The sequence below is a fragment of the Comamonas sp. FUJ_7 genome, assembly GCF_057369555.1.
The window spans coordinates 185,536-212,398 of the sequence record NZ_JBXXZI010000004.1; the positions used below are offsets into that span (position 1 = coordinate 185,536).

The 26,863-nt window shown below is 60.7% G+C and carries 28 protein-coding genes; 23 read left to right on the forward strand and 5 right to left on the reverse strand.

Features of this window, described 5'->3' with window-relative positions; all coding sequences use genetic code 11:
- Positions 1-2 precede the first annotated feature (2 nt).
- The 5 genes from AC2I9W_RS08000 to groL all read left to right on the forward strand — a co-directional run bounded on the left by AC2I9W_RS08000 (position 3) and on the right by groL (position 4,697).
- Positions 3-1,163 carry a bifunctional nicotinamide-nucleotide adenylyltransferase/Nudix hydroxylase gene (locus AC2I9W_RS08000; RefSeq protein WP_486409463.1) on the forward strand — a complete coding sequence of 387 codons (1,161 nt, stop codon included), beginning with the start codon at positions 3-5 and terminating at the stop codon, positions 1,161-1,163.
- A 75-nt stretch (positions 1,164-1,238) separates the two neighbouring features.
- A complete protein-coding gene (locus AC2I9W_RS08005; RefSeq protein ID WP_486409464.1) occupies positions 1,239-1,733 on the forward strand; it encodes a GNAT family N-acetyltransferase in 495 nt (164 codons plus the stop codon).
- 189 nt (positions 1,734-1,922) lie between these two features.
- Positions 1,923-2,261, forward strand: coding sequence for an H-NS histone family protein (locus AC2I9W_RS08010; RefSeq protein ID WP_486409465.1), 339 nt, complete (start codon positions 1,923-1,925; stop codon positions 2,259-2,261).
- Between the two features lie 395 nt (positions 2,262-2,656).
- Complete coding sequence (gene groES / locus AC2I9W_RS08015; protein WP_158389406.1) at positions 2,657-2,947, forward strand: co-chaperone GroES; 291 nt, start codon at positions 2,657-2,659, stop codon at positions 2,945-2,947.
- 106 nt (positions 2,948-3,053) lie between these two features.
- A complete protein-coding gene (groL, locus tag AC2I9W_RS08020) occupies positions 3,054-4,697 on the forward strand; it encodes a chaperonin GroEL (RefSeq protein WP_486409466.1) in 1,644 nt (547 codons plus the stop codon).
- Positions 4,698-4,856: 159 nt separating this feature from the next.
- Here groL and AC2I9W_RS08025 read toward each other — a convergent pair whose 3' ends face one another.
- Positions 4,857-6,011: a porin gene (locus tag AC2I9W_RS08025; protein WP_486409467.1), complete on the reverse strand. Its 1,155-nt coding sequence runs from the start codon at positions 6,009-6,011 to the stop codon at positions 4,857-4,859.
- Between the two features lie 231 nt (positions 6,012-6,242).
- A complete protein-coding gene (locus tag AC2I9W_RS08030) occupies positions 6,243-7,307 on the reverse strand; it encodes a porin (protein WP_486409468.1) in 1,065 nt (354 codons plus the stop codon).
- Between the two features lie 326 nt (positions 7,308-7,633).
- Between AC2I9W_RS08030 and coq7 the strand changes: the two genes are divergently transcribed.
- Positions 7,634-8,251: a 2-polyprenyl-3-methyl-6-methoxy-1,4-benzoquinone monooxygenase gene (gene coq7, locus AC2I9W_RS08035; RefSeq protein WP_486409469.1), complete on the forward strand. Its 618-nt coding sequence runs from the start codon at positions 7,634-7,636 to the stop codon at positions 8,249-8,251.
- A 65-nt stretch (positions 8,252-8,316) separates the two neighbouring features.
- Here coq7 and AC2I9W_RS08040 read toward each other — a convergent pair whose 3' ends face one another.
- Positions 8,317-8,769 carry an OsmC family protein gene (locus AC2I9W_RS08040; RefSeq protein WP_486409470.1) on the reverse strand — a complete coding sequence of 151 codons (453 nt, stop codon included), beginning with the start codon at positions 8,767-8,769 and terminating at the stop codon, positions 8,317-8,319.
- A gap of 383 nt (positions 8,770-9,152) precedes the next feature.
- Here AC2I9W_RS08040 and ilvA point away from each other — a divergent pair, with 383 nt between their 5' ends.
- The 3 genes from ilvA (at position 9,153) to AC2I9W_RS08055 (ending at position 12,222) form a co-directional block, all read left to right on the forward strand.
- Positions 9,153-10,706, forward strand: coding sequence for a threonine ammonia-lyase, biosynthetic (gene ilvA / locus AC2I9W_RS08045; RefSeq protein WP_486409471.1), 1,554 nt, complete (start codon positions 9,153-9,155; stop codon positions 10,704-10,706).
- Between the two features lie 108 nt (positions 10,707-10,814).
- On the forward strand, positions 10,815-11,651 hold the full coding sequence (locus tag AC2I9W_RS08050) for an adenosylcobinamide-GDP ribazoletransferase (RefSeq protein ID WP_486409472.1): 837 nt from the start codon (positions 10,815-10,817) through the stop codon (positions 11,649-11,651).
- Positions 11,652-11,658: 7 nt separating this feature from the next.
- The gene (locus AC2I9W_RS08055; RefSeq protein ID WP_486409473.1) at positions 11,659-12,222 is read left to right on the forward strand and encodes a histidine phosphatase family protein; all 564 of its coding nucleotides are present in this window, start codon (positions 11,659-11,661) and stop codon (positions 12,220-12,222) included.
- On the opposite strand, the gene AC2I9W_RS08060 is transcribed toward AC2I9W_RS08055, so the two are convergent.
- On the reverse strand, positions 12,215-12,688 hold the full coding sequence (locus AC2I9W_RS08060) for a type II secretion system protein N (RefSeq protein WP_486409474.1): 474 nt from the start codon (positions 12,686-12,688) through the stop codon (positions 12,215-12,217). The genes AC2I9W_RS08055 and AC2I9W_RS08060 overlap by 8 nt on opposite strands.
- Positions 12,689-12,734: 46 nt before the next feature.
- Here AC2I9W_RS08060 and gspG point away from each other — a divergent pair, with 46 nt between their 5' ends.
- The 10 genes from gspG (at position 12,735) to AC2I9W_RS08110 (ending at position 22,319) form a co-directional block, all read left to right on the forward strand.
- Positions 12,735-13,187 (forward strand): type II secretion system major pseudopilin GspG, encoded by a 453-nt coding sequence (gene gspG / locus AC2I9W_RS08065; RefSeq protein WP_486409475.1) that lies wholly within the window; start codon positions 12,735-12,737, stop codon positions 13,185-13,187.
- 167 nt (positions 13,188-13,354) lie between these two features.
- Positions 13,355-13,795, forward strand: a complete 441-nt coding sequence (locus AC2I9W_RS08070) for a prepilin-type N-terminal cleavage/methylation domain-containing protein (protein ID WP_486409476.1) — start codon at positions 13,355-13,357, stop codon at positions 13,793-13,795.
- Entirely contained in the window at positions 13,792-14,157 is a 366-nt protein-coding gene (gene gspI / locus AC2I9W_RS08075) for a type II secretion system minor pseudopilin GspI (protein ID WP_486409477.1), read from the forward strand. Before AC2I9W_RS08070 ends, gspI begins: the two co-directional genes overlap by 4 nt.
- A 3-nt stretch (positions 14,158-14,160) precedes the next feature.
- Positions 14,161-14,838 (forward strand): PulJ/GspJ family protein, encoded by a 678-nt coding sequence (locus AC2I9W_RS08080; RefSeq protein ID WP_486409478.1) that lies wholly within the window; start codon positions 14,161-14,163, stop codon positions 14,836-14,838.
- A gap of 134 nt (positions 14,839-14,972) precedes the next feature.
- Positions 14,973-15,899, forward strand: a complete 927-nt coding sequence (gspK, locus tag AC2I9W_RS08085) for a type II secretion system minor pseudopilin GspK (RefSeq protein ID WP_486409589.1) — start codon at positions 14,973-14,975, stop codon at positions 15,897-15,899.
- 45 nt (positions 15,900-15,944) lie between these two features.
- Positions 15,945-17,174: a type II secretion system protein GspL gene (gspL, locus tag AC2I9W_RS08090; protein WP_486409479.1), complete on the forward strand. Its 1,230-nt coding sequence runs from the start codon at positions 15,945-15,947 to the stop codon at positions 17,172-17,174.
- Positions 17,171-17,710, forward strand: a complete 540-nt coding sequence (gspM, locus tag AC2I9W_RS08095; RefSeq protein WP_486409480.1) for a type II secretion system protein GspM — start codon at positions 17,171-17,173, stop codon at positions 17,708-17,710. Before gspL ends, gspM begins: the two co-directional genes overlap by 4 nt.
- A 9-nt stretch (positions 17,711-17,719) precedes the next feature.
- Positions 17,720-18,550, forward strand: coding sequence for a type II secretion system protein N (gene gspN / locus AC2I9W_RS08100; RefSeq protein ID WP_486409481.1), 831 nt, complete (start codon positions 17,720-17,722; stop codon positions 18,548-18,550).
- A gap of 3 nt (positions 18,551-18,553) precedes the next feature.
- Positions 18,554-20,944 (forward strand): type II secretion system secretin GspD, encoded by a 2,391-nt coding sequence (gspD, locus tag AC2I9W_RS08105; protein WP_486409482.1) that lies wholly within the window; start codon positions 18,554-18,556, stop codon positions 20,942-20,944.
- A 13-nt stretch (positions 20,945-20,957) separates the two neighbouring features.
- A complete protein-coding gene (locus tag AC2I9W_RS08110; RefSeq protein WP_486409483.1) occupies positions 20,958-22,319 on the forward strand; it encodes a GspE/PulE family protein in 1,362 nt (453 codons plus the stop codon).
- On the opposite strand, the gene AC2I9W_RS08115 is transcribed toward AC2I9W_RS08110, so the two are convergent.
- The gene (locus AC2I9W_RS08115) at positions 22,306-22,809 is read right to left on the reverse strand and encodes a hypothetical protein (RefSeq protein ID WP_486409484.1); all 504 of its coding nucleotides are present in this window, start codon (positions 22,807-22,809) and stop codon (positions 22,306-22,308) included. The genes AC2I9W_RS08110 and AC2I9W_RS08115 overlap by 14 nt on opposite strands.
- A gap of 252 nt (positions 22,810-23,061) precedes the next feature.
- Here AC2I9W_RS08115 and AC2I9W_RS08120 point away from each other — a divergent pair, with 252 nt between their 5' ends.
- The 4 genes from AC2I9W_RS08120 to AC2I9W_RS08135 all read left to right on the forward strand — a co-directional run bounded on the left by AC2I9W_RS08120 (position 23,062) and on the right by AC2I9W_RS08135 (position 26,772).
- Complete coding sequence (locus AC2I9W_RS08120) at positions 23,062-23,346, forward strand: hypothetical protein (protein WP_486409485.1); 285 nt, start codon at positions 23,062-23,064, stop codon at positions 23,344-23,346.
- A 46-nt stretch (positions 23,347-23,392) separates the two neighbouring features.
- Positions 23,393-24,397, forward strand: a complete 1,005-nt coding sequence (locus AC2I9W_RS08125; RefSeq protein WP_486409486.1) for an LLM class flavin-dependent oxidoreductase — start codon at positions 23,393-23,395, stop codon at positions 24,395-24,397.
- A gap of 80 nt (positions 24,398-24,477) precedes the next feature.
- Positions 24,478-25,701, forward strand: a complete 1,224-nt coding sequence (gene gspF / locus AC2I9W_RS08130; protein WP_486409487.1) for a type II secretion system inner membrane protein GspF — start codon at positions 24,478-24,480, stop codon at positions 25,699-25,701.
- Between the two features lie 153 nt (positions 25,702-25,854).
- Positions 25,855-26,772 carry a 5'-nucleotidase gene (locus AC2I9W_RS08135; protein ID WP_486409488.1) on the forward strand — a complete coding sequence of 306 codons (918 nt, stop codon included), beginning with the start codon at positions 25,855-25,857 and terminating at the stop codon, positions 26,770-26,772.
- Positions 26,773-26,863 lie beyond the last annotated feature (91 nt).

A 26,863-nucleotide genomic window follows, 5' to 3' on the forward strand; every position in this document is an offset into this window, starting at 1 on the left:
ACATGCCTCAAGCCAGTTCCCATACCGCCAGCAAGCGCGTCATCTCTCCCGCTCCCGAGACTTTGCCCACCTCCATGCCGCTGCACACCGCCGTGCTGATTGGCCGCTTTCAGCCGCTGCACAACGGCCATATGGCACTGCTGCACGCCGCGCTGGAGCGCGCAAGACAAGTTGTGGTGGTGCTGGGCAGCGCCTGGCAGGCACCCAACCCAAAAAATCCGTTCAGCTGGCAGGAACGCGCGCAGATGATGCGCGACGCGCTATCAAAAGAGGACGCCGAGCGAGTGCACTGCGTGCCCGTGCGCGACTATTACAACGAGCCGCTGTGGGTGCAGGCCGTGCGCGAAGCCGTGGCGTCCCGCGTGCCAGAGGGCGCCAGCGTGGCCTTGGTTGGCCACTTCAAGGACTCCAGCAGCAGCTATCTGGCGCGCTTTCCGGGCTGGGAGCTGATCAGCCTGCCGCGTCTGGGTCAGTTTGATGCCACGCCGTTGCGCGAAATCTTCTTTGGCGAAGGCTCAGTCTCACCCGAAGCCATGGAGGCTGCCCTCGCCAAGCTCTCCAGCCAGATGCCCGAGACCTCGCTGGCCTTTTTGCGCCACTGGGCGCATACGCCGCTGTATGTGCGCATGCAAAAAGAGTGGCACATGCTGCAGGCCTATAAGCAAGCCTGGGCCAAGGCACCGTATGCACCCATGTTTGTCACCGTGGACGCGCTGCTGCGCTGCCACGCCAAAGGCAAGGACCAGGTGCTGCTGATTCAGCGCGGCCACGCGCCCGGCCAAGGGCTGTGGGCCATGCCCGGCGGCTTTCTGGAGCAGCGCGACAGCCTGTGGCAGTCCTGCGTGCGCGAGCTTCGCGAGGAAACCTGCTCCGCCGTTAGCGAGGCCGACTTGCTGGCCGCCCTGCAAGCCGTGCAGGTGTTTGACCACCCCGATCGCAGCCTGCGCGGGCGTACCATTACCCATGTGCACTATCTGGACCTGGGCGTGCAGCCCAGTCTGCCGCCGGTGCAAGGCGCAGACGATGCCGCCCTGGCCCGCTGGGTGCCGATTGCCGATCTGGCGCAGATGGAGGGCGAGTTCTTCGAGGACCACTTCCAGATCCTGTGCCAATTCCTGCCCATTACCCTGGCGCATCACGAGCCAGCGCTGCAGGTGGCCTAAGGCAGAGAAAACATTAAAACCATAGCTACAAGCGCTTACCAGGAAAGCGATTGAGGCACTTTTTATATAAATTTCATGAGTCAACTCAACATTCGCCCCGCTACCGAGCAGGACATAGACCTCATCCTGCACTTTGTGCGTGAACTCGCCATTTATGAAAAGGCCGAGCATGAAGTCAAAGCCACACCAGATCATGTGCGGCGTACTCTCTTCTGCGACAACCCCGCCGTCTTTGGTTTGATCTGCGAAGTCGATGCAAAGCCTGTTGGCTTTGCCGTTTATTTCTTCAACTATTCGACATGGCAAGGCCAGCACGGCCTGTACCTGGAAGACCTGTACGTGACACCCGACTCGCGCGGTCACGGCGCAGGCAAGGCTTTGCTCCAACACCTGGCACAGATTGCGCTAGAAAAAGACTGCGGCCGCTTTGAGTGGAGCTGCCTGGACTGGAACACCCCCTCCATCAAGTTCTATGACAGCCTCGGAGCACTTCCCCAGAAAGAGTGGATTCGTTACCGCATGACAGGTGACGCACTGCAAGCCATGGCACGCGGCGGGCAAAACCGCTAAGCACGCTCCAGCGCAGCATCCTCAGACAGAGCTGCCCAGGCGTGCGGCGCGCCCCAAGCAGCACCAAGTGTGTACGCAGCTTCAACAATGCGAATAGGTTTGGTTTGCGTCAAAATATGAAGTTTCCAAAAGCAACAACAAAGGCGGCGCTCAGGGCTGGCCTTTCACACTTATCCTCTGGACTCCTGGATGCCTAGCTCTCAAGAACTCAAAGCTAAAAAAGATGCGCTGGACAAGCTCATCGAAGAAGCACGCCTCGCCGAAGCCAAAGAAGCTTTGGCCACCATCAAAGAACTGATTCAGACCTTCGGCTTCACTTCTCAACAAGTCTTCCCCTGGAAGCCCGAAGAAAAGAAAAAGGTTACAGCCAAGTACTACGATCCCGAGAGTGGCTCCACTTGGTCAGGTCGCGGCAAGCCACCAAAGTGGATTGAGGGCAAGGATCGCGAGCAGTATCTAATCGACACCACACCGACCTACGACTTCAACGCCCCGCGCGACGAAAAAAACCCATTCCCGGTCCAGTAAACACCAAACTCATGCGATGCTGCGCTGCAGGAGTGGATACAGAAGCGAACTCTTGCAACAGTAATGCCGCTACGCCCCGCCCAGGCCTACATGGTCATCACAGTCTTATGTACTTTGACCTCCCACTGAGCTTGCAATGAGTTCTCGCAGCACACCACTTGCGTGCTGCTTGGGGTATTCAAGCCCCTTCCATGGCTACCGCCACCTCTCTTCCATCCCATTAGTCATGAGTTCTGTGCCATCAACACAGACCAGCTCTTGAAACTCCAGAAAATTGCCTTATTATTAGCACTCGATGGGGTTGAGTGCTAACAACTTAATCCCAGCTATTCCGAATGCCAGCTAGGATGGCTGGCAAGTCTTGTTTCAACTTTGTTGATGTATTAGGAGTTGGTATGAACCTGCGTCCCCTGCACGATCGCGTGATCGTCAAGCGCCTCGAAAACGAAACCAAGACAGCCTCGGGCATCGTGCTCCCTGATGCTGCCACCGAGAAGCCTGACCAAGGCGAGGTGCTGGCTGTGGGTCCCGGCAAGCGCAATGACAAGGGCGAGCAAATCGCTCTGAACGTGAAGGTCGGTGACCGCGTTCTGTTTGGCAAGTACTCTGGCCAGGCCGTGAAGATCAACGGCGACGAACTGCTGGTCATGAAGGAAGACGATCTGTTCGCAGTCGTCGAGAAGTAATTCGCTCAAGCGATTTACTTCATTCAAACACTGAATTTCATAGCTGCCAGCACTTACCAGATAAAGGCTGGCAGGCAATTTGAACCCAATTCTTTAGGAGCCAAAAATGGCAGCAAAAGACGTAGTTTTCGGCGGTGAAGCACGTGCACGCATGGTTGAAGGCGTGAACATTCTGGCTAACGCAGTCAAGGTTACATTGGGCCCCAAGGGTCGCAACGTGGTGCTGGAGCGCTCGTTCGGCGCTCCTACCGTGACCAAGGACGGTGTGTCCGTGGCCAAGGAAGTGGAACTGAAAGACAAGCTGCAGAACATGGGTGCTCAGCTGGTTAAGGAAGTCGCTTCCAAGACCAACGACATCGCTGGTGACGGTACAACGACTGCTACCGTGCTGGCACAAGCCATCGTGCGCGAAGGCTCTAAGTACGTAGCCGCTGGTCTGAACCCCATGGACCTGAAGCGCGGTATCGACAAGGCTGTTGCAGCCCTGGTGGAAGAGCTGAAGAAGCAATCCAAGGCCACCACCACTTCCAAGGAAATCGCCCAAGTGGGTTCGATCTCCGCCAACTCCGACGAGTCCGTGGGCAGCATCATCGCTGAAGCCATGGATAAGGTGGGCAAGGAAGGCGTGATCACCGTGGAAGAAGGCAAGAGCCTGGCCAACGAACTGGATGTCGTCGAAGGCATGCAATTCGACCGCGGCTACCTGTCGCCTTACTTCATCAACAACCCCGAAAAGCAATCCGCTGTTCTGGACAACCCCTTCGTGCTGCTGTTCGACAAGAAGATCAGCAACATCCGTGACCTGCTGCCTACTCTGGAAGCCGTCGCTAAGGCTGGCCGTCCTCTGCTGATCATTGCAGAAGACGTTGAAGGCGAAGCCCTGGCGACTCTGGTGGTCAACACCATCCGCGGCATCCTGAAGGTTGTGGCTGTGAAGGCTCCTGGCTTCGGCGACCGCCGCAAGGCCATGCTGGAAGACATCGCCATCCTGACTGGCGGCAAGGTCATCGCTGAAGAAGTGGGCCTGTCGCTGGACAAGGTGACTTTGGAAGACCTGGGCCAAGCTCAACGCGTCGAAATCGGCAAGGAAAACACCACCATCATCGACGGTGCTGGCAAGGCTGACGAAATTGAAGCCCGCGTGAAGCAAATCCGCATCCAGATCGAAGAAGCTACTTCCGACTACGACCGCGAAAAGCTGCAAGAGCGCGTGGCCAAGCTGGCCGGCGGTGTGGCCGTGATCAAGGTTGGCGCTGCCACCGAAGTCGAAATGAAGGAAAAGAAGGCCCGCGTGGAAGACGCCCTGCACGCTACCCGCGCTGCCGTGGAAGAAGGCATCGTGGCCGGCGGTGGCGTGGCACTGCTGCGCGCCAAGCAAGCCGTGGGTGAAATCTCGACAGGCAACGTCGAGCAAGACGCTGGCGTGAAGCTGGTGTTGAAGGCCATCGAAGCGCCTCTGCGCGAAATCGTGGCCAATGCCGGTGGCGAGCCTTCCGTGGTGGTGGATGCTGTGCTGAAGGGCCAAGGCAACTTCGGTTTCAACGCCGCTAACGAAACTTACGGCGACATGCTGGAAATGGGTATCCTGGACCCCACCAAGGTGACCCGTACAGCTCTGCAAAACGCCGCTTCCGTGGCATCTCTGCTGCTGACCACCGAGTGCATGATCGCTGAAGCCCCCAAGGCTGAAGGCGCACCTGCCATGCCCGACATGGGTGGCATGGCCGGTATGGGTGGCATGGGCATGTAATTGCCTGGCTGCTGACTGGGTGGTTTTTACTACTCAGTTCCGCAAACAAAAAGGCCGCTTTCGCGGCCTTTTTTGCGTCTGCTTGATCTTCTCAAATACCTTGGGCAATAAAAGCCAGAAAATCAATTAGCTGGCTTTTAGTTTTAAATCAACTGATGATTAGAAGCGATGGCGCAGGCCAATAGTGATACCGGTACGCTTCTTGGCCCCATATTGATCCAGCGCCACTTGACTGCCACCTTTCACCTTGGTGTGGTCTACACCAAAGTAAGCATCAGTTCTCTTCGAGAACGCATAGTCAACGACTGCGACCATAAAGTCTGCCTTACCGTTGTAGCTTCCGCCAGCAGATCCAGATTGTTTGGCATGGTAATAATGCAGTCCAGCATTAATCTGAGGCGTGATTTGATAGCCCGCTCCAATCTTGTACATTTCACGCTTATCGGCATTCCCTGCCATAAAGCCGCCGTTAGATGAGCCTTGCCAGTAAAGGCTCAAGAGAGTGGAGTCAACCGCTGCATCAATGGGATTTGTCGCAGAGTATGCGTCTTTGCGCTTATTCACACCGTATCCCAAATTGACATACAAGGGACCAGATCGATAAGAGCCACCCAACGTCCAAGCATCGACTGCCGTACCTGCTGGCAATGTAGTTCTCAAGAATCCACCACCCAAAGAAATTCCACTTTGGGAGTAACGCAAATAGCCACCTGCTGTTTTTGTAGGCCCACCAACCGCACCCGCCACATCAGCAGGAGAAGTAAATGGGCCTTTATTACCCTCATCAAAAGAGTATTGCAAAGCCCCACGCACAGGGCCGAACTCAGCCACATATTTCAGCATGTTATTGGCGCGCGCCCCCATGGACATACCAATTTCAGGCTTATAGGCCTCCATATAAGGAGAGTATGGAAAAGAGGAATAGGTTGAGGTCACCAAATCAAACAACATGTTGTATTGGCGGCCCATGGTTATCTGACCAAAACTCTTGCTTCGCAGCCCAACCCATGACTGCTGAAAAAAATTAGTACTAGCCGAGACACCAGAATCCGTCAGAAAGCGGGCCTCCAGGTTTGCAATCGCCGATAAGCCTCCACCCAAGTCTTCGGTCACATTAATACCCCAACGACTTTGCGACATACCGCCACCAATCATTTGGGTTAATCCACTTTTATCTGCCCCTTCATTAGTAGTGTGACGAATCGCAGCATCCACAATTCCATAAAGCTGTACGCTGCTTTGCGCATAAGCAATGCCTCCAAGAGAACCCAGTACCGCCAAAGCCAATGTCTTTTTCACAAACGAAGCTGTCATTGTGTTGCCTCTCTCAGTTCACAAACAGTTGGTGGAAATTTCATTCTAGAAATGCTTTTCACAACTGAGCGTGCATTGGCGCAAGCGCAACACAGGCCTTCCCCTCTTAGGGATTACCTTCTCGCCACCACTCTTTAAGGCCTAACCCTTTGGTAAGGCAAAATAAAAAAGGCCTGTCTTTCGACAGGCCTTTTAAGCTTTAAGCAATGACTGGCTTATGCCAGCAACTGATTAGAAAGCGTGGCGGATACCAACTTGCACGCCAGTCTGGTTGCGAGCAGCGCCGCTGTCCTTCAGACCGATGTTGTTGCTCACACCCTTGGAAGCCAGGGACATGTAAGAACCTTCCTTGTTCTTCAGGTAAGCCACAGTACCGTACACAGCAGTGCGCTTGGACAGGTTGTGGACATAACCCAGGGACAGTTGGTGAGCCTTGGTGTCAGCAGCCTTCTGGTCGTACAGAGCGTACTGCAGCTTCACTTCGCCAACGCCACCCACAGGAGCGGACACGCCCAGCAGGTAGTTGTTGAACTTAGCGCTGGAGCCCAGTTCGGGCTTGTACTTGATCTGCTGAGCCAGACCTGCAACCTTGGCCACACCAAAGTTGTAAGAGGCACCGATAGAGTATTCGTCACGGTCAGCCTGCAAGCCAGCAACAGCAGTCTTCGCTGTACCGTAAGCAGCTGTCACGCTCAGGGGGCCGTTGTCATAGCCAACGTTACCACCGACATAACGGCCTTGCTTGGTACCAGCAACTTGCTTTTCATCAAAAGCATAGCTCACGTTAGCTGTGAAGCCGCTGAAGTTAGGCGAAGAGTAGGACAGCATGTTGTCCTTACGGATGGTGTTGCCATCAGCCAAGCCTGTACCAGCCCAGTCCTTGTAACCCATGTTCTGGCCGATACCGGTAGCGCCGAACAGGTCATACTTCAGACCAGCACGGAATGTGGGTGTTGTTTCACGACCCAGACGAACTTCACCGAAGTTACCGGACAGACGGACTGTGGATTCGCGCTTGAAATTGAAGCCGGAAGCATTGCCGTCGTCACCGAAGATTTCGCCTTCCAGCCAGAAACCAGCCTTCAGACCGCCACCCAGGTCTTCTGTACCGCGCAGGCCCAGACGGCTGGTTGCGTTACCGCTGGTGTGCATACCGTAGTTGCTGCCGTTGCCGCCGTCAGCATTGCTCACGTACGACACGCCAGTGTCAACGATACCGAACAGGGTCACGGAAGATTGAGCCATTGCGGCGCCGGAAGCGGCCAGCACTGCCAGGGCGATCAGAGATTTTTTCATTACGAGTTACTCCAAGGTTTAGAAGGGCGCCGGTTCTATGGGAGAGAGACTTGAGCCTCGAGCTCCACCGGTTTCCCGCGCCAACCTCCTGGTGGGGAAGTTGGGTCTATTGCACCAGACCCCCGAGCCCAGCGCAAAGGAATTCACCCAAAACCGCTCGATTCGGCGCGTTTTCGTTGCAGCACCGCAACAAAGTACAGCGCTATACAAGAGGCAACCTCTTGAGGGTTCGCACCTGGCATTGCCCCAGCACAAATGATGGATGCAGTGCTCTGGTGTACCTTACGGGCATTGGCACGTCTTCTGTGCCTTAGCAAATTTTAGTCATGGATCAATTTCTGACCGCTGCCGATGCAGCTCTTCGCACTCTGTTTGCCGACCCGGTGGCCGCAGAGCGCTCGCCTGCAGCTGGGATCGCCGAAGCCGATCTGAGCGATGAACAGCGCAAGCTCTCTGCAGCCTTGATGCGCGTCAATCATGTGGGAGAAGTCTGCGCGCAGGCTCTCTATAACGCTCAGGCAATGGTGACCAAAGATTCAGAGTTGCGCGAGCACCTGCTGCAGGCAGCCCGTGAGGAAATGGATCACCTGGCCTGGACACGTGAGCGTCTGCACGCCCTGGGTGATCGCCCGTCCTTGCTCAATCCTTTATGGTTTGCTGGCGCCTTCGCCATAGGCACAGTCGCTGCAAAGATCAGCGATGCCGCCAGCCTGGGCTTTGTGGTTGAAACAGAAAACCAGGTTTCCTCTCACCTGGAAAGCCATTTGGGTCGTTTGCCCGAAGAGGATGAGGCCTCGCGCGCTGTGGTGGAGCGCATGAAAGAGGATGAAGAGCGCCATGCCGCAGCCGCCATTGACGAGGGCGCGATGCAGTTGCCTCCGATCGCTCAAGGTCTGATGCGCATGGCGGCTAAGGTCATGACGACCACGGCGCACCGCATTTGAATTTGCCACAGTGACAAAAACGCAAACGGGCCGCTCAGGCCCGTTTTTCATGGGTGAAGTGAAGATCAGGCTTCGACGATATCAAAGCCCGTGGTGATCTCAGCAGTCTTGCCCAGCATGATGGTCGCCGAGCAGTATTTGTCATGGCTCATGGCAATCGCACGCTCGACCGCTGCGGCGGGCAGGTTCTTGCCGCTGACCGTGAACTGCATATGAATCTTGGTGAACACCTTGGGCTCAGTCTCTGCACGCTCTGAGGTCAGTTGAACGCTGCAGCCCTTCACGTCATGACGGCCACGTTTGAGGATGAGCACCACGTCGTACGCAGTGCAGCCACCAGCACCTGCCAGCAGCATCTCCATGGGGCGCGGCGCCTGGTTAAGACCGCCGTTGGCAGGATTTTTTTCATCAGGAGCACCATCCATGTTCACTACATGGCCGCTGCCAGTCTCTGCCACAAAACCCATGCCCGAGCGCGTTCCGACAGCCGCGCCAGTCCAACTCACTGTGCATTCCATTGTTTCTCCTCTCAAAGCTGTTGCAATTTTGCATCAAATACATAAAAACCCGAATCTTTTGATGCACAGAAATTTCAAGCCCTCTACAATACAACTCAAGCGTTACCTGTGAGGTCAAACCCGCAGGCAGACTGCAGATTAATGGATAGTCCTAGTCTGTATCGCATCAGTTGTCTCCTCCACCTCCTCTAATGGTGGATTCAGCCCCTAGCTTTTTAGCTAGGGGCTTTTTTTCGTCCCTGTGCATCCTGCTTCTCTGACCACCAGCCCTCACCTCTTGAGTGAGTACTGCAGCGCAGCATTCAAGCGCCTATCATGGTCGGCTTCCATGCACCTGGCAGGCAGATTGCCCTGACTTCGGTGCAATGCTCTCGACTCGCACCATGACCCAAGCCCTCACCCCTGCCGATTATCTGACTCGCATCCTCAATGCACGCGTCTATGACGTGGCCGTGGAATCGGATCTGGACATCGCCAAAAGCCTCAGCCGCCGCCTGCACAACAAGGTGTTGCTCAAACGCGAAGATCAGCAGCCTGTCTTCAGCTTCAAGCTGCGCGGCGCCTACAACAAGATGGCCAACCTAACGGCCGAGCAGCTGCAAAAAGGCGTGATTTGCGCCAGCGCGGGCAACCATGCCCAAGGCACGGCCCTGAGCGCCAAGAAACTGGGCTGCCGCGCCGTGATCGTGATGCCCACCACCACGCCTCAGGTCAAAGTGGATGCCGTGGCCGCACTGGGCGGCGAAGTGGTGCTGGCCGGCGAGAGCTATTCCGATGCCTACAAGCACTCCGTCAAGCTGCAAAAATCCGAAGGGCTGACCTTTGTCCACCCCTTTGACGACCCCGATGTGATTGCCGGCCAGGGCACGATTGCCATGGAGATGCTGCGCCAGCTGCAGCAGCTGGGCAGCCAGCGGCTGGATGCGATTTTTGTACCCATCGGCGGCGGCGGTCTGATTGCCGGCATTGCCAACTACATCAAGGCCGTGCGCCCTGATGTCAAGGTGATTGGCGTGCACACCAAGGATTCCAACGCCATGATGCAGTCCGTGCAGGCGGGCGAGCGCGTGGAGCTGGCCGATGTGGGCCTGTTTGCCGACGGCACAGCCGTGAAGCTGGTGGGCGAGGAAACCTTCCGCATCACCCAGGGCCTGGTCGATGACTATGTGACCGTCGATACCGACGCCGTCTGCGCCGCCATCAAGGACATCTTTACCGACACCCGCTCCATCGTGGAGCCCTCGGGTGCCTTGGGTGTTGCCGCCATCAAGCAGTATGTGGCCAAGCACAAGACCAAGGGCGAGACCTATGCCGCCATCCTGAGCGGCGCGAACATGAACTTCGACCGCCTGCGCTTTGTCGCCGAGCGCGCCGAAGTGGGCGAGGAGCGCGAAGCCCTGTTTGCCGTGACCATTCCCGAAGAGCGCGGCAGCTTCAAGCGCTTTTGCGAAGTAGTAGGCAAGTTGCCCGGCGGCCCGCGCAATGTGACCGAGTTCAACTACCGCATCAGCCACGAGAGCAAAGCCCATGTGTTTGTCGGCCTGACCACGCCGACCAAGGGCGAGAGCGAGAAGATCTGCAAGAACTTCCAGAAAAACGGCTTCGAGGCGATTGATCTAACCTTTGACGAAATGGCCAAGGAGCACCTGCGCCACATGGTGGGCGGCCATTCACCGCTGGCCCAGGACGAGCGCCTGCTGCGCTTTGTCTTCCCCGAGCGCCCCGGCGCGCTGTTCAAGTTCCTCAGCCTGATGGCGCCCACCTGGAACATCTCGCTGTTCCACTATCGCAACCAGGGCGCGGACTACGGCCGCATCCTGGTGGGCATGCAGGTGCCGGCCAAGGACAGCAAGAAGTTCGACAGCTTCCTTAAAAACCTGGGCTACCCCTGGGTGGAAGAGACCGGCAACCCGGCTTATCAGCTCTTCCTGAAATAAGGACTCCCATAACAGGAGCTGTCGCCGCTTGCTAGCAAAAGATTTCAGATACAAAACTATCTGAAACCTTGATGCATCAAGCGCAAGCAGCTCTTCTTTTTATTCATTATGCAAGCCCTGCGCCACTATCTGCTGGCCATTCAGTTCTTCAGCCGCATCCCCGTGGCCGGACGTCTGGCCGCCTGGGTGGGCTGGAGCCCCGAGATGCAGCGCGCCAGCGCCGCACACCTGCCGGGCGTGGGCTGGCTGGTCGGGCTGTGGGCGGCTCTGTTGCTGGGCGGCCTGCTCTGGCTGCTGCCAAGCAGCCCCTTCACCCCCTTGGTGGCCGCCCTTATCAGCACTGCCGCAACGCTATGGCTGACCGGCGGATTTCATGAGGACGGTCTGGCCGATGTGGCAGACGGACTGGGCGGCTTTGTCGCCCCCGAGCGCGCACTGGAGATCATGAAAGACTCGCGCCTGGGTGCCTACGGCGTGATGACGCTGATCATGGCTTTGCTCACCAAGGTGGCACTCATCGCCTTGCTGCTGTCTGTGATGCAGCCTTTCTGGGGGCCTGTACCTGTTCTGGCGCTGATCTGCAGCATTCATGTGCTGTCGCGCTTTGCCCCGCTGGTGCTGATGCGCAGCCTGCCGCATGTCGGCCTGGCCGCGACCAGCAAGACCCTGCATATCGCGGGTCGGCAACTGGGCTGGAAAGGGCTGCTGACCGGCGCCCTGTGGTGCCTGCCTGCGCTGGGCCTGCTGATCTGGATGAGCGGGATGAGTGCCTGGAGCTTTGTGCCTTGCCTGCTGGCCGCCATGCTGCTGACCACCTGGCTGCTAAAGCGCTGGTTGCACCAGCGTCTAGGCGGCATGACAGGCGACTGCCTGGGCGCCTGCCTGCAGCTCAATGAACTGGCACTGCTGCTGGCAAGCTGCATCTACCTGCGTCATTGGCTATAACAGGGGTATGAAAACACTCTGGATGGTGCGCCACGCCCGCCCCCTGATAGACACCGACCGCTGCTATGGCCGTCTGGATGTGGCCGCCGATGATCACACCACCCATCAGGCCGCACAGGCGCTGCAAAGCGCACTGCAAGCACTCCGAGGCGATTTGCAGATATGGCATTCCCCGCTACAAAGATGCAAGCAGCTAGCGCTGCAGCTGCAATCATTGGAGCCTGATTTCGTCTCCAAGCCGGACAACCGCCTGGCAGAGATGGATTTCGGCCACTGGGAAGGCCAGCGCTGGGACGAGATCGGCGAAGCGGCCATCCATGCCTGGTCACAGAACCTGGCTGAACACGCCCCTGGCGACGGTGAGTCGCTGGCACAGATGCTGCAGCGCGTGTCTCTGGCACTGCGCGATGCCAAGGACAGTCCCTGTCAAAACATCGTCTGGATCAGCCATGCGGGAGTGGCCCGTTGTGCACAGTGGCTGGTGCAGCACGGCCCGCAAGAGCCACAAAGCCAGGAGTGGACCTTGCCCGCCCCGAGCTACGGGCAGTGGATGAAGATCACCCTCAGTTGAACGAGGCCATGGGCGGTTTGGGCAGCTGCAGCACCGTGCTGACAGGGCCTCCCACAGCGCCCAGTCTGGCTTCGCGCGCAGCCAGTGAATGCAGGATGACGCCGTCTTCCACGGCCTCTCCTACGCGCACGGCCTTGCTGCCTTTGCCCTCTACAGCAATCACGGCAGCCCCGCCACCCGAGTCATGCCCGGCCAGCACGCCCAGCAGCGCATAACGGCTGCTCACCGGCGCAGTGGCGACGGTCGTGGCGGGCAAGGCCACGGCTCCTAAAGCCTTGGCCATTGCTTGGGCATTGGCCTGCACAGGCTGAGCAGGAGTTACAGAATGCAACTGCTCACTGTCACCACCTGCAAATCGCAGCGCCCAAAACACCACAATGGCTGCCGCAGCAGCCCACAGCAGCAAGGTTGTCAACTTGACGGGCATGGTCTGGAGTGAACCGGTATTGAAAGATTGCAGTCGCATTCGACGATTATGATCGCGCAATACTGCATTTTTCCTACAGTTCCCCATGAGCACCAACAGCCGCCGCCCTCTGTCTGCTATTCGTCACGCTGCCTCGCGTGGCTTCACCCTGATTGAGCTGATGGTGGTTCTGGTCATCATCGGCGTACTGGCGGCTCTGATCGTGCCCAATGTGCTGGACCGCGCCGATGATGCGCGCGTGACCGCTGCCAAGACCGATATCGCCAATATCAATCAGGCACTCAAGCTGTACCGTCTGGACAACCAGCGCTACCCCACTGGCGAGCAAGGCCTGCAGGCACTGGTGGCCAAGCCCACTTCCGGCCCCATCCCGCAGAACTGGAAGCCCTATCTGGAAAAGCTGCCCAATGACCCCTGGGGCAATCCGTACCAGTATCTGAACCCCGGCGTGAAGGGCCCCATCGACATCATGTCCTTTGGCGGTGACGGCAAGGCAGGTGGTGAAGGCAAGGATGCGGATATCGGCTCCTGGCAATAGCAATGCGCCCCCACGAGAGCATCGACCCCACGCTCCCTCACTGCGTGTGGTCGCCGCCCCAAGGGGCCCTGACCTGCTAAAGCCGAGTTTCGCCTTGGGGCTGCCCGGCGGCGAAACGTCCTCCGTCTAACCCGCTTCACATCAGCAATTCGGCCGCTCACTCCTTCATGGCTCAACTCAAACACGCCGGATTCACTCTTTTAGAGTTATTGGTGGTGATTTCCATCATGGCGCTGGCAACCGCAGGCGTGAGCTTGGCCATTCGCGACAGTGGCGAGCAGCAATTGGAGCGCGAAGCCCAGCGGCTGGCAACGCTGCTGGAGTCGGCTCGTGCACAGGCCCGCACCAATGGCACGCTGGTCGTCTGGCGTCCCATGCCGCAGGGCTTTCGGTTTGAGGGCCTGCCCAAAAACGTGAACATGCCCACGCAATGGTTGCAAGCAGCCGTTCAGGTGCAGCCCGACACCCCTTTAGTACTAGGGCCTGAGCCCCTGATTCCCAAGCAAAACCTGACCTTGTCGCTTCCGGGCAGCAACTCAGCCGCACTGCAGCTGAGCACCGACGGCCTGCGCCCCTTTCACATTCAAAGCCTGCAGGTGGCGCGATGAAGCGCCGTTTGACTCAGCGGGGCTTTACGCTGATTGAAGTACTGGTGGCCGTGGGCATTGTCGGCATCACCTTGCTCGCTGGTCTTCAGGCCAGCAGCGCCCTGACGCGCAATGCACAACGCCAGTCCGACGTCATCCTGGCACAGCTGTGCGCGCAAAACGAGCTGGTGCGCCTGCGCCTGTTCAACCAGATGCCTGCCGTGGGCGACACCAGCGTCAACTGCCAGCAGGCGGGCAGACAGATGCAGGTGCAGGTCAGCGTGCGCCCCACCCCCAACCCCAGTTTCAGACGCGTCGATACACAGGTTTTTTCAGAAGCCGCTGCGGTGCTGCGTGTCTCCACTATCGTCGGCCGCTATTGAGTCATGAGCAGCATGCGCCACAGAAACAAGGGTTTCACGCTGATTGAGCTACTGGTTGCACTGGCAGCCATGGCGCTGCTGTCCATCATGAGCTGGCGCGGCATCGACGGCATGCTGCGGGCTCAGGAGGTCACTCGCGCGCAAGGCGAGCAACACGCCATCATGCAAACTGTGCTGGCCCAGTGGAATGCCGATCTCAACGCGCTGATGCCGCTGCAAGGCCGTCAGGTGCTGGACTGGGACGGGCAAGTCCTGCGCCTGACCCGCAAGACCAGTGCCCCCATCGACAACGGCGCCCTCGTCGTGGCCTGGAGCCGCCGCAATGTGGATGGCCAGTTTCAGTGGGTGCGCTGGCAATCGCTGCCCACACGCACCGTCAGCGAGTGGAATGATGCCTGGGGGCAGGCTGCGCAATGGGGACGCAATCCCTCCAGCGACCAGATACGCCGCGAAACCGTGCTCCTGCCTCTGGAGCTGTGGCGTGTGTATTACTACCGCAGCAATGCCTGGACCAACCCGCTCTCCAGCGATCAAAACAACGCCGGTAGCGAAAAGTCCCGCATCCTGCCCGCTGTTCCGGACGGTGTGCGCATAGAGCTGACCCTGCCTGCCGGCCAGGCGCTCCATGGCGTGATGACGGTGGACTGGGTCAATCCGCTGCGCTCAAACTCTAGATCATGACCCCCTGTGTCGCTTCGCTCCTTCCCCCAAGGGGGACGACGCCTTCGCCGCGAGGCGGCTCTTGCCTGGCGTCCCTCGCTTGTGCTTCGCGCGCTGCTGGCAAGCGCCAGCGCGGCGCGGCACTGCTGGCCGCCATGCTGACGGTGGTGCTGGTGGCCACCCTGGCTTCCGCCGCCCTCTGGCAGCAATGGCGCGATGTGGAAATCGAGACCGCCGAGCGCAATCGTGTGCAAGCCAACTGGCTGCTGCTGGGGGCACTGGACTGGTCGCGCGTGGTGCTGCAAGAAGATTCACGCGCCAACCGCCGCAACCCTGTCGATCACCTGGGCGAGCCCTGGGCCGTTCCGCTGCGCGAGTCGAGGCTGTCCACGTTTCTGGCGGCCACCAACAATGTCAGTCAGGTCGATGACGGCATGGCTGATGTGCAAGATGCCTTTCTCTCGGGCGAGATCGTGGACTTGCAGTCCCGCCTCAACCTGCGCAACTTGCTCAGCGGCCTGAACAAAACCATCTCCGAAGAGGACTTGACCAGTGTCATGCGCCTTTTCGAGCGGCTGGGCGTCCCCTCCAGCTCCGCCACGCAGATTGCCACGGCCATGCAGCAGGCGTCCCGGGGCAACGCACAGAACGCATCGCTGATGCCCCGTACCGTGGCGCAACTGACCTGGCTGGGCATCGATGCCCGCCTGATCGCTCGTATCGAGCCCTATGTCACCCTGCTGCCTCAACGCACACCAGTCAACCTCAACACCGCCAGTGCGGAAGTCATCTGGGCCACCACCGAAGACCTGGACTGGTCACGTGCCAACCAGCTGGTGCAGTTACGCAACGCTTCACCTTTCAAATCCCTGAACGCGGCAGCGTCTGCCATCGGTGCATCCGGCCTCTTCAAATCGGGACGCCACTCTGTCACTACCGACTATTTCGAAGCGCTTGGGCGTTTGCGGCTGGGCGATAACGTCCTGAGCCAGCGCTCACTGATTGAGCGCAAGGACATGTCTGTCAATACCGTATGGCAGGAGCGTGCCGATTGGGGTATGCCCTTAATTACTGGACGTTGACACCTTGCCGTCATACCGCCCCTCTAGAATGCGGCTTCTTCCCTCATGAGCACCTTGCTAATACAGCTGTCCGCAGAGTTCGCCAGCCCTGCGACGGAATACTTATACGTCCTCAGCGATGATGGTCAAAGCGCACAGAGCAGCGGCCAGACTGCGGCGTCCCTGCTGCCGGCCTCCGGGCGTACCGTGCAGGTCACAGCCGTCATTCCTTCCAGTCAGCTGTCCTGGCACGCCATCTCCCTGCCTCCGGGCCTGAACGTGCAAAGCCGCCGCCAGCAGCCGCGCCTGCGTGCCGTGCTGGAAGGGCTGCTGGAGGAGAAGCTGCTCGATGACCCTTCTACCCTGCACCTGGCGCTGGATAGCGCAGCCTCCAGCGGCCAAGCCTGCTGGGTTGCCGCTTGCGACAAGGCCTGGCTCCAATCCCATCTGCAGGCTCTGGAGAGCAGCGGTCGCCCGGCCAGCCGCCTGGTGCCCGAGCAATGGCCCAGCGCCCAGCCCCAGCTGCTGCTTTGGGGCGACAGCCACAACCCACAGCTCAGTGCCACGGGCCTGGAAGCGCAAAGCACGCTGCTGACCCTCCCTTTGCATGCAGATGCCAGCTTGCTCCAGCAACTGCTGGCAGCTCTGCCTGCCGAGCTGGGCGTACAGGCCGAGCCGCAGCTGAGCCGTGCTGCAGAAGTGCTGCAGCGCCCGGTCTCTCTTTTCACGGCTGCCCAACGGCTGCTGCAAAGCCAAAGCTACGCGGGCGACCTGGCTCAGTTCGACCTGGACCTCGGTGGCAGCACCCGTGCCAAGCGGCGCCTGCTGGACGCCTGGCAAAGCTTTGCCAAAGCGCCTCAGTGGCGGGCCGCACGCTGGGCTGCCGGTCTGGCCATCGTGGCCCAGCTCATCGGTCTCAACGCCTGGGCCTTCAAAGAAAACCGGGCCATTGCCCAGCGCCAGCAGCAAGCCAAGCAAGTGCTGCAGACCACCTTTCCCCATGTGCCGGTCATCATCGATGCGCCCGTGCAAATGCAGCGCGAGCTGGACCTGCTGCGCAGCCATTCCGGTGCACTTTCCAGCAGCGACCTGGAGGCGCTGCTGGCCGCCAGCGCCGGCATTCAGGGCATACAAAATGCCCAGAGCCTGCAATACCAGGACAAGCAGCTGCGCATGACCGGGCTGGATCTGAGCGCCGAAGCGCTTGAGGATGCCCAACAAAACCTGCAGGCCGATGGCTATCTGCTGCAACGAGAAGGCGCAGAGCTGCTGCTCAGCGCAAAGGCTCAGCCATGAAACCGCACAACGCCCTGAACCACGCCCTCGCCCCGCTGCGCCAGCACTGGGCCGCCATGGCGGCACGCGAGCAAAACCTGGTGCTGGTCGCCGCCAGCGTGCTGCTGATCGCCCTGATCTGGTGGATCGCTCTGGCCCCTGCCCTGCACAGCCTGCGTACCGCACCGGCACGCCATGCAGCAGCCGAGCAGGAGCTGCAGACCATGCTGCAACTGCAAGCCCAGGCAGAGCAGTTGCGCCAGCAGCCCCAGGGCAAGCTGGGCGACGCCCGCACGCTGCTGGAGCAAACCCTCAAGACAGAGTTGGCCGGCACTGCACAAATACAGTGGCTGGGCGATCGCGCCCAGGTCACGCTGACAAATGCCCCGGCCCCGGCCCTGGCCCGCTGGCTCAGCCAGGTGCGCGACAACAGCCATGCGGCCGTGGCCGAAATGAAGCTCAACCGCATTGCCGGTGATGCAGCCGACGCCGCCATCACCCGCTGGAGCGGCAGCCTGCTGCTGGACATGCCCGGCAGCCTGGGCGGCCCCAACTGAGTGGCTGCCATGCGTCTGCGCCGCCTCAGCCCCTCCCCAAAAACCTCCCGCCCTCCTCGCTCGGCCGGCACTTTGCGCTCGCCCCGCAGCTGGGCGGTCTGCGGCGCTGTGCTCGGCGCCCTGCTGACCACCCTCGTCTTCGCGCCGGCAAGCTGGCTGGCCGCTGGCGTGCAGTCGGCCACAGCCGGCCAAGTGTTGCTGCAAGAAGCGCGAGGCACCGTCTGGAGCGGCTCTGCCCGCCTGGTGCTGACCGGGGGCGAAGACAGCCGCGACCACACCAGCTTGCCCACGCGCCTGAACTGGACACTGCGCCCTGGTCTGCACGGCGCTAGCGTGGCCCTGCAAAGCGATTGCTGCACCCAGGCTCCCATGCTGGCCCGGCTGGTTCCCGGCTGGAATGCCATGACACTGCACATGAGCGATGCCGCCCTGCAGCTGCCGGCCGATTTGCTGGCCGGCCTGGGCACGCCCTGGAACACCGTGGCACTGCAAGGCCAGTTGCGCCTGTCCACAGTCGGCCTGTCCTTGCAGTACCGCGCGGGCCGCGCCAGCAGCCAGGGCCTGACCCGACTGGAGGCCCTGTCCGTGTCTTCGCGCCTGTCCCCGCTCAAGCCGCTGGGCAGCTACCGGCTGGATATTCAAGGCGGTGACAACGCCCAGCTCACTCTCTCCACCCTCAACGGCGACCTGCAGCTCAGCGGCCAGGGCCAGTGGGTGGGATCGCGCCTGCGCTTCCACGGCGAGGCCTCTGCCAGCCCGGAGCGCGAAGCTGCGCTGTCGAACTTGCTCAATATTCTGGGACGACGCCAAGGGGCGCGCTCCATCATCACTTTTGGTTGAACCATGACTCAGCATTCACGCACCGCCTGGCACAACACTCTGAATTCAATAGCTGTTGCCGCGCTTGCCGTCTGCATTTCAGCACCGATTCATGCGCAAACGCAGCCTGTACCTGCGAACACTACTCCTAGTTTGAGACCCGGTGAACCCGTCACACTGAACTTCACCAATGCCGACATCGAGGCCGTCTCGCGCGCCATGGCCGCCATCACCAACCGCAACGTGGTGGTGGACCCGCGCGTCAAAGGCCAGATCACGCTGCTGACCGACAAGGCCGTCTCCCCGGCAACCGCCTACCAGCAATACCTTGCGGCGCTGCGCATGCAGGGCTTTACGGTGGTGGAGTCGGCCGGTCTGTTCAAGGTCATTCCCGAAGCCGACGCCAAACTGCAGACCAACGAAGTGGCAGTGGGCCACGGCGGCCGCAGTGGCGGCGGCATCGTCACGCAGATCTTCAAGCTCAACTACGAAAATGCCGCCAACCTGGTGCCCGTGCTGCGCCCTCTGATCAGCCCCAACAACACCATCAACGTCAACCCGGGCAATAACTCGCTGGTCATTACCGACTATGCGGACAACCTGCAGCGCATCTCCCGCATCATCGCCAGCACCGATGTCTCCAACGCCACCGATGTGGAGGTGATTGCCCTGCGCCATGCCGTGGCCGGCGACATGGTGGCCCTGGTCAGCCGCCTGATGGAAGGCGGCTCCATGCCGGCCGGTGGCACCGTGGCCACCGCCAATGCCGCCACCGGGCAGGCCGACACCAGCTTTCGCACCTCCATCCTCGCCGAGCCCCGCAGCAACTCGGTGCTGATTCGCGCCGCCAACCCCGCTAAGCTGGCACAGATCCGCTCGCTGATCGCACGACTGGATCAACCCGCCATGACGGGCCAGGGCGACGACGGAAACATCCATGTGGTGTACCTGAAGAACGCCGACGCCGTATCGCTGGCGGCCACGCTGCGCGCCGCCATCAGCGCCCAGACCAGCGCCAGCTCGGCCCTGGGCAGTCAGGTCGGCATGGGCGGCGCTGCTTCCGGCTCCACAGGCAGCAATGCAGCCATGGCCCAGCCCACCATTTCGCGCGGCACGGACGGCAGCGCCACCGTGGGCCTGGGCGGCGGCAATGCCGGCCCCAGCTCACGCTTTGGCACCGCCCAGCAGCCGTCCACGGGCGGCATGATTCAGGCCGACCCGTCCACCAATTCGCTCATCATCACGGCCCCCGGCCCCATGTACCGCCAGCTGCGCGGCGTCATCGACAAGCTCGACAGCCGCCGTGCCCAGGTTCTGATCGAGGCACTGATCGTTGAAGTCTCTGCCGACAAGGCGGCCCAGCTGGGCGTGCAGTGGAGCTCCATCATCCGCAACAACGGCAAGGTGCTGGGTATGCTGGGCAGCGGCAGCTCCATCAACGGCATCACCAATATCTTCGGTGTGGCCGGGGCGGTCGGCGACCTCGTCAACAACGGATCAGTCTCCAGCGACAATGCGGCGGCCATCGGCGGCCTCAAGGGCACCAACCTGGGCTTTACCCAGACGGTCAACGGCAACACCAGCCTCGGAGCCCTGGTCAACCTGATGCAGGGCGATGGCGATACCAACATCCTCTCCACCCCCAACCTCATGACGCTGGACAATGAAGAAGCCAGCATCATGGTGGGCGAAAACGTGCCCTTCCCCACAGGCTCCTACACCAACACCGGCAGCTCTGGCGGCACCGTCAACCCGTTCACGACCTATGAACGCAAAGACGTGGGCACGCTGCTCAAGATTCGCCCCCAGATCAACGAAAACGGCACCATCAAGATGGCCGTCTATCAAGAGAGCTCGGCCGTCAAGGCCACCTCCTCTGCGGCCAACGCCAACTCCGGCCCCACCACGACCAAACGCTCCATCGAGTCGAATGTGCTGGTGGAAGATGGTGCCATCGTGGTGCTGGGCGGGCTGATCGCCGACGAGTACGCACAGCAGCAAGAACGGGTTCCTTTGCTGGGCGATATTCCCATCGTGGGTAATCTGTTTCGCAACACTGCGCGTACCCGCAAGAAGACCAATCTGATGGTGTTTCTGCGCCCCACCGTGCTGCGCGATGCCAGCTCTACCAACCAGTTCTCTCAAGACCGCTACGAGGCGATTCGCGGCATACAGCAAAAGGCCCAGCCAGACCCCAATCTGCTGATGCGCAATGTCAGCGCAGCCCCGGTGCTGCCCGTGCTTGGCGGCACAGCCTCCATGGCACAGCCTGATGTCGTGATCGTTCCCGGTGCCAAGCCCGAACTGGTGGACTTCACCCACCCCGGCCACCCCACCGTAGACGGCCGCCCCATCACCCTGCCCCCCACAACGCCTGCTGCGCCTGCAGCGCCCGTGCAGCCCGGCACTCTGTAAGCAAAGGCCTCGCATGCGCTACCCCCTGCCCTATGCCTTTGCCCGTGCCAGCCAGTTGCTGATCGAGGACGATGGCAATGAGCCCGTGCTCTGGCACGGCCCGCAGCCTGACTGGTCGGCCATCTCCGAGGTGCAGCGCAAGCACGCCGTGCAGCACTGGCAATTGCTGGACAGCGCAGCGCTGGCCCACCGCATCAGCGCCGCCTATGCGCAAAGCGACTCCAGCGCCGCCATGGTGGTCAGCGAGGTCGAATCCGACGCCGACCTGACCCGCATGATGCAGGACCTGCCCGCCGTGGAAGACCTGCTGGAGACCGCTGACGATGCGCCCATCATCCGCATGCTCAATGCCCTGCTCACGCAGGCCGCACGCGACGGGGCATCGGACATCCACATCGAGCCTTACGAGCGCCATTCCAGCGTGCGCTTTCGCGTGGACGGCGATCTGCGTGAAGTCGTCCAGCCCAACCGCGCCTTGCACGCGGCTCTCATCAGCCGCCTGAAGATCATGGCCGATCTGGACATCGCCGAAAAGCGCCTGCCGCAAGATGGCCGCATCAGCCTGCGTCTGGGCACACGCGCCATTGACGTGCGTGTCTCCACCCTGCCCAGCGTCCACGGCGAGCGCGCCGTGCTGCGTCTGCTGGACAAGAGCGAGAGCAAGCTCAGCCTCGAAGCCGTGGGCATGGGCGGAAAGACACTGGAGCGCTTTACGCACCTGACAGCTCAGCCGCACGGCATTGTGCTGGTCACCGGCCCCACGGGATCGGGCAAGACCACCACGCTTTATGCGGCGCTGCAGCGCATGGATGCCCAGCACAACAACATCATGACGGTGGAAGACCCCATCGAATATGAGCTGGCCGGCGTGGGCCAGACCCAGGTCAACGCCAAGATAGACCTGACCTTTGCCAAGGCTCTGCGCGCCCTGCTGCGCCAGGACCCGGACGTGATCATGATTGGCGAAATCCGCGACTTCGAAACCGCACAGATCGCCATTCAGGCCTCGCTCACCGGGCACCTGGTGCTGGCCACGCTGCACACCAACGATGCCCCCAGCGCAGTCACCCGCCTGATCGACATGGGCGTAGAGCCCTTTTTGCTGTCTTCATCGCTGCTGGGCGTGCTGGCTCAGCGCCTGGTGCGCAAGGTCGATCACAGCGAGCCCAGCGGCTACAAGGGCCGCACCGGTATTTTCGAAATGCTGGTGGTGGACGACACCATCCGCGCCCAGATTCACCGCGGCGCCAGCGAAGCCGAAATTCGTGCAACCGCACAGGCCAGCGGCATGCAGCTGATGCGTGAAGACGGCGACCGCCTGGTGCGAGAAGGCATTACCACCGCCGCCGAAGTGCTGCGCGTCACGCGGGACTGAGATAGCTGTGCTGTGCCGCCTGCTCCCGCCAGAGCAGCATGGCCGGGCCAGTCAGCAGCACGCGCACAAAATCTGCCTGCCGCCTCACGCCCACCTTGGCCGCCGCAGACTTGAACTGACTGCGTGCCGTGTGTTTAGAAGGCAGTTGGTGGTCTGCGAACAATGCCGATGAATTCACCACCTTCCCCGCTTTGTGCAGGCCAGGATCCTGGAGCCAGACATTGCGCTGGCGGTAGCACTCGGCAAAGCTTTGCAGTTCCGCCTCTGCAAAGCCACGGCTGCTCGCAAAGCTGCCAAAGCCTCCGTCCAGATTCACCGTGCGTTGCGCAAAGTCATTGTCCCAGATGACCTGGGCCGGGGACTGCAAGGCCGCACCCAATTGATCCAGAAAACCGCTCCATCTTTGACAGTCCAGAGAGGCCTCATAAATGGAGGCGATCAAGCCAGGCACTTGTTCCTGCAGCCGGGATGAAAGATGAGCATCAGCCATCGCCCCCTCCTGTCGAGGTATGACGGGTTATCGCGAGACCGCACACATTTACCCACACTTCCGCAGCTGTGCAAACTTTTATCGATCTCCCAAGCGCCTGCGGCTTTTCTAAGCAGTTCCGCCAGGCGCAGGCTTGCTTCTTCATGGCCCCACTTTTGCCCAAATTAACGGCTGTTTTCCTGCTCCCGAGTACACAAGCCAGTCTCATGGCCCTGAAGGGCAAAGCCTTTTGGGCTTTGTCACAATGAATCCATGCTTGAAAACCTTCGCTCTTTCGCCCAGCCCTATGGCGGCGATCTTTTTCTGGTGCTGATTGCTCTGGCTCTGATCAGTTTCGGCATTCTGCTGAGCATCCGCCAGCGCCTGCCTGTTGACCAGCTGCGCCGCGTGATTCGCGTGGCAGCACTCGTGGCCTTGCTGGGCTCCGTCTTTGCCATGCAAACCGGCAGCGCCTACTACGCCATCGCTGGCGTATTGTTGGTCTGGGGCATGTTGGTGGGCATCTTCTTCGGAAGACAAATTAGCCTCAAGCGCTGACCAGCCAAGCACCAGAAGCTATCTTTTTAAAAGCATTGAGTCTGTCATGAAACCTCTGAACAACGTCAAGCTGTCCATGCTCGATCTGGTGGCTGTGCGCGAGGGCAATACCGTCGCCCATGCCCTGCAGGTTGCCGTACGCACCGCCCAGCAGGCGGAAAAGCTGGGCTTTACCCGCTACTGGCTGGCCGAGCATCACAACATGCCCGGCATCGCCAGCTCCGCCACTGCCGTGCTGATCGGTCATATCGCTGGCGCGACGCAGAAGATTCGCGTGGGCTCTGGCGGCATCATGCTGCCCAACCATGCACCACTGGTCGTGGCAGAAGCCTTTGGCACGCTGGCCGAGCTGTACCCTGGCCGCATCGACCTGGGCCTGGGTCGTGCGCCCGGCACCGACGGCCCCACCATGCGCGCCCTGCGCCGTGACCGAGTCGAGACCGAAGAGGACTTTCCCCGCGATGTGCAGGAGCTGCAGCGCCTGCTGGGTGACGAGCAGGACGGCGCACGCATCATCGCCATGCCAGGCGCGGGCACCAACGTCCCAATCTGGCTGCTGGGCTCCAGCCTGTTCTCGGCCCAGCTGGCCGCCCACCTGGGCCTGCCCTATGCCTTTGCCTCGCACTTTGCGCCGCGCATGCTGCACCAGGCCTTGGCGATCTACCGCCAGATGTTCAAGCCCAGCGCTGCGCTGGCCAAGCCTTATGCCATAGTGGGTGTACCTGTCATTGCTGCACCTACGGACGAAGAAGCACAGTACCTGGCCAGCAGCACCTACCAGCGTGTTCTTGGCATCCTCACCGGCAACCGCAGCCGCCTGATGCCGCCTGTGGAAAACTTCTGGGAGCAGCTGGATGCGCGCGCCCAGGCTGCCATTGCCGATTTCCTGGCTGTAGGCGCCATCGGTGGCCCGCAAACCGTGCGCCAGAGTCTGCAAAAACTGGCCGATGAAACACAGGCCGACGAATTCATGATCGTCAGCGATGTCTATGACGCCGACCTGCGCCTGCGCAGCCTGGAAATCACGGCACAGGCCATGCAGCTGACTTGAACATGCTCTGCGCAGAGTGCGCGTAGTGACATCAATAGCCGCTACCATCGAAGGCAATCATTACAACGCCTTTGCCGTGCATGCCTGCCTTTACCTTTGAAGCCCTGGATGCCCAGGGCCAGACCCGCAAGGGAACCCTGGAAGCCGACAACGCCCGTGCTGCACGCAGCCAGCTGCGCAGCCAGGCTCTGGTTCCGCTGCAGGTGCAAGCCGTCACCGCCGGGCAGAGCAGAGAAGGCGGCAGCGCTTCACGCTGGCTCACACGCCCGGTCTTCAACTCCACCAGTCTGGCAGTCTGGACGCGCCAGCTCTCCGGGCTGGTCAGCTCGGGCCTGCCCATCGAGCGCGCGCTGGCCGCGCTGGCCGATGAGGCCGAAGACGAGCGCCAGCACCAGTTGCTGGCAGCGCTGCGCGCCGAGGTCAATGCCGGCTCCAGCTTTGCACGGGCGCTGGAGCAGCACCCACGCGAGTTTTCCGAAATCTTCTGCGCAGTGATTGGCGCAGGCGAATCCAGCGGCAGTCTGGCCCCGGTGCTGGAGAATCTGGCCGATGATCTGGAATCGCGCCAGGCCTTGCAGTCCAAGCTGATTGGCGCATCGCTGTACCCTGCCATCGTGACACTGGTGGCCATCGTCATCGTCATCTTTCTGGTCAGCTACGTGGTGCCGCAAGTGGCCGGTGTGTTTGCCGGCACCAAGCGCTCTTTGCCCTTTTTGACCACGGTCATGCTCAACGTCAGCGACTTTGTGCGCAACTACGGCTGGCTCATGCTGGGCCTGCTGGTTGTGGGCGCTACAGGCTTTCGCATGGCGCTCAAGAACGAGTCCTTTCGCGAAAGCTTTGATGCCCAGTGGCTGAACCTGCCGCTGGTAGGCCGCCTCTCGCGCAGCTACAACGCGGCCCGCTTTGCCGGCACGCTGGCCATGCTGGCAGGCGCTGGTGTACCCATACTGAAAGCACTGCAGGCCGCTGCCGAAACCCTGAACAACCGCGCCCTGCGTGCCGATGCCATGGACGCGCTGGTGCTGGTGCGCGAAGGCGCGCCGCTGGCCTCGGCCCTGGCGCAGAAAAAGCGCTTTCCCGGCCTGGTTGCCATGTTTGCCCGTCTGGGCGAGCAAACAGGCCAGCTGCCACTGATGCTGCAGCGCGCCGCGACCCAGCTTTCCACCGAGGTACAACGCCGCGCCATGCACCTGGCCACGATTCTGGAGCCGCTGCTCATCGTCGCCATGGGCCTGGTCGTCATGCTCATCGTGCTGGCCGTGCTCATGCCCATCATTCAGCTCAACCAGTTTGTGAAGTGAAGCACCCCCTGAGCGGCTACGCCGCTTCCCCCTCTCTCGCTTTGCTGCGCAATGCGGGAGGAGGACGAAAGCCTCGCTGCGGGGCGGCCCTTGCTTGCTCTCTCTGGTTTGGGATTGTGTCCATTTTTTAGCTCTTATCCTTGGACAACGCATATGTCTCCCTCTCTCAGTGACAAACTCGTCGTCGCCATCTCTTCGCGCGCTCTGTTCGATTTTGAGGAAGAAAACAGCGTCTTTGAAGACAGCGACCCCGCCACCTATCTGCGCCTGCAGCGTGAGCGACTGGACATGCCCGCAGCGCCGGGAGTGGCCTTCTCGCTCGTCAAAAAATTGCTGGCCTTCAATACCGAAGGACAGCAACGCGTAGAGGTGGTTCTGCTCTCGCGCAACGACCCCGTCAGCGGCATGCGTGTGTTTCGCTCGGCCCAGGCCCATGGCCTGCACTCCATACAGCGCGGGGTGTTCACGCAGGGGCGCGACCCGTTTGGCTACTTGCGCCCACTGGGTGCGCAGTTGTTTCTCTCTGCCAATGCCGATGATGTGACGCAGGCCCTGGAGCTGGGCTACCCCGCCGCCCATGTCTTTACCGACTCCATGCGTGCCAGCGACCGCCACCCGCAGGAAGTGCGCATTGCCTTTGACGGCGACGCCGTGCTGTTCAGTGACGAGGCCGAGCGCATATTCCAGTCCGAAGGGCTGGAGGCCTTTCAAAGGCATGAACAGGAAAAGGCCGCCCAGCCGCTGCCCGAAGGCCCGTTCAAACCGCTGCTCACAGCTTTGCACCGCCTGCAGCAAGTGGAGGTGCCCGGCATGCGCATTCGCACGGCCCTGGTCACGGCGCGCAGCGCCCCCGCGCATGAGCGCGCCCTGAACACGCTGATGGATTGGAAGATCGACGTGGACGAAGCCATGTTCCTGGGGGGCCTGCCCAAAGGCGCTTTTCTGCGTGAGTTCGAGCCCGACTTCTTCTTTGACGACCAGACCGGCCATGTGCGCAATGCGGCCAGCCATGTGCCATCCGGCCATGTGCGCAGCGGCATCGCCCATGCCAAGGCCTCAGGCCGCACGTAAAGCTACGCAAAGTCCGGCAAGCGAATGCAAAACTTTGAAAGCATGCAAGGGCTGCGATTGAGAATACAGGCCTAACCCTCACCTGCTTCAC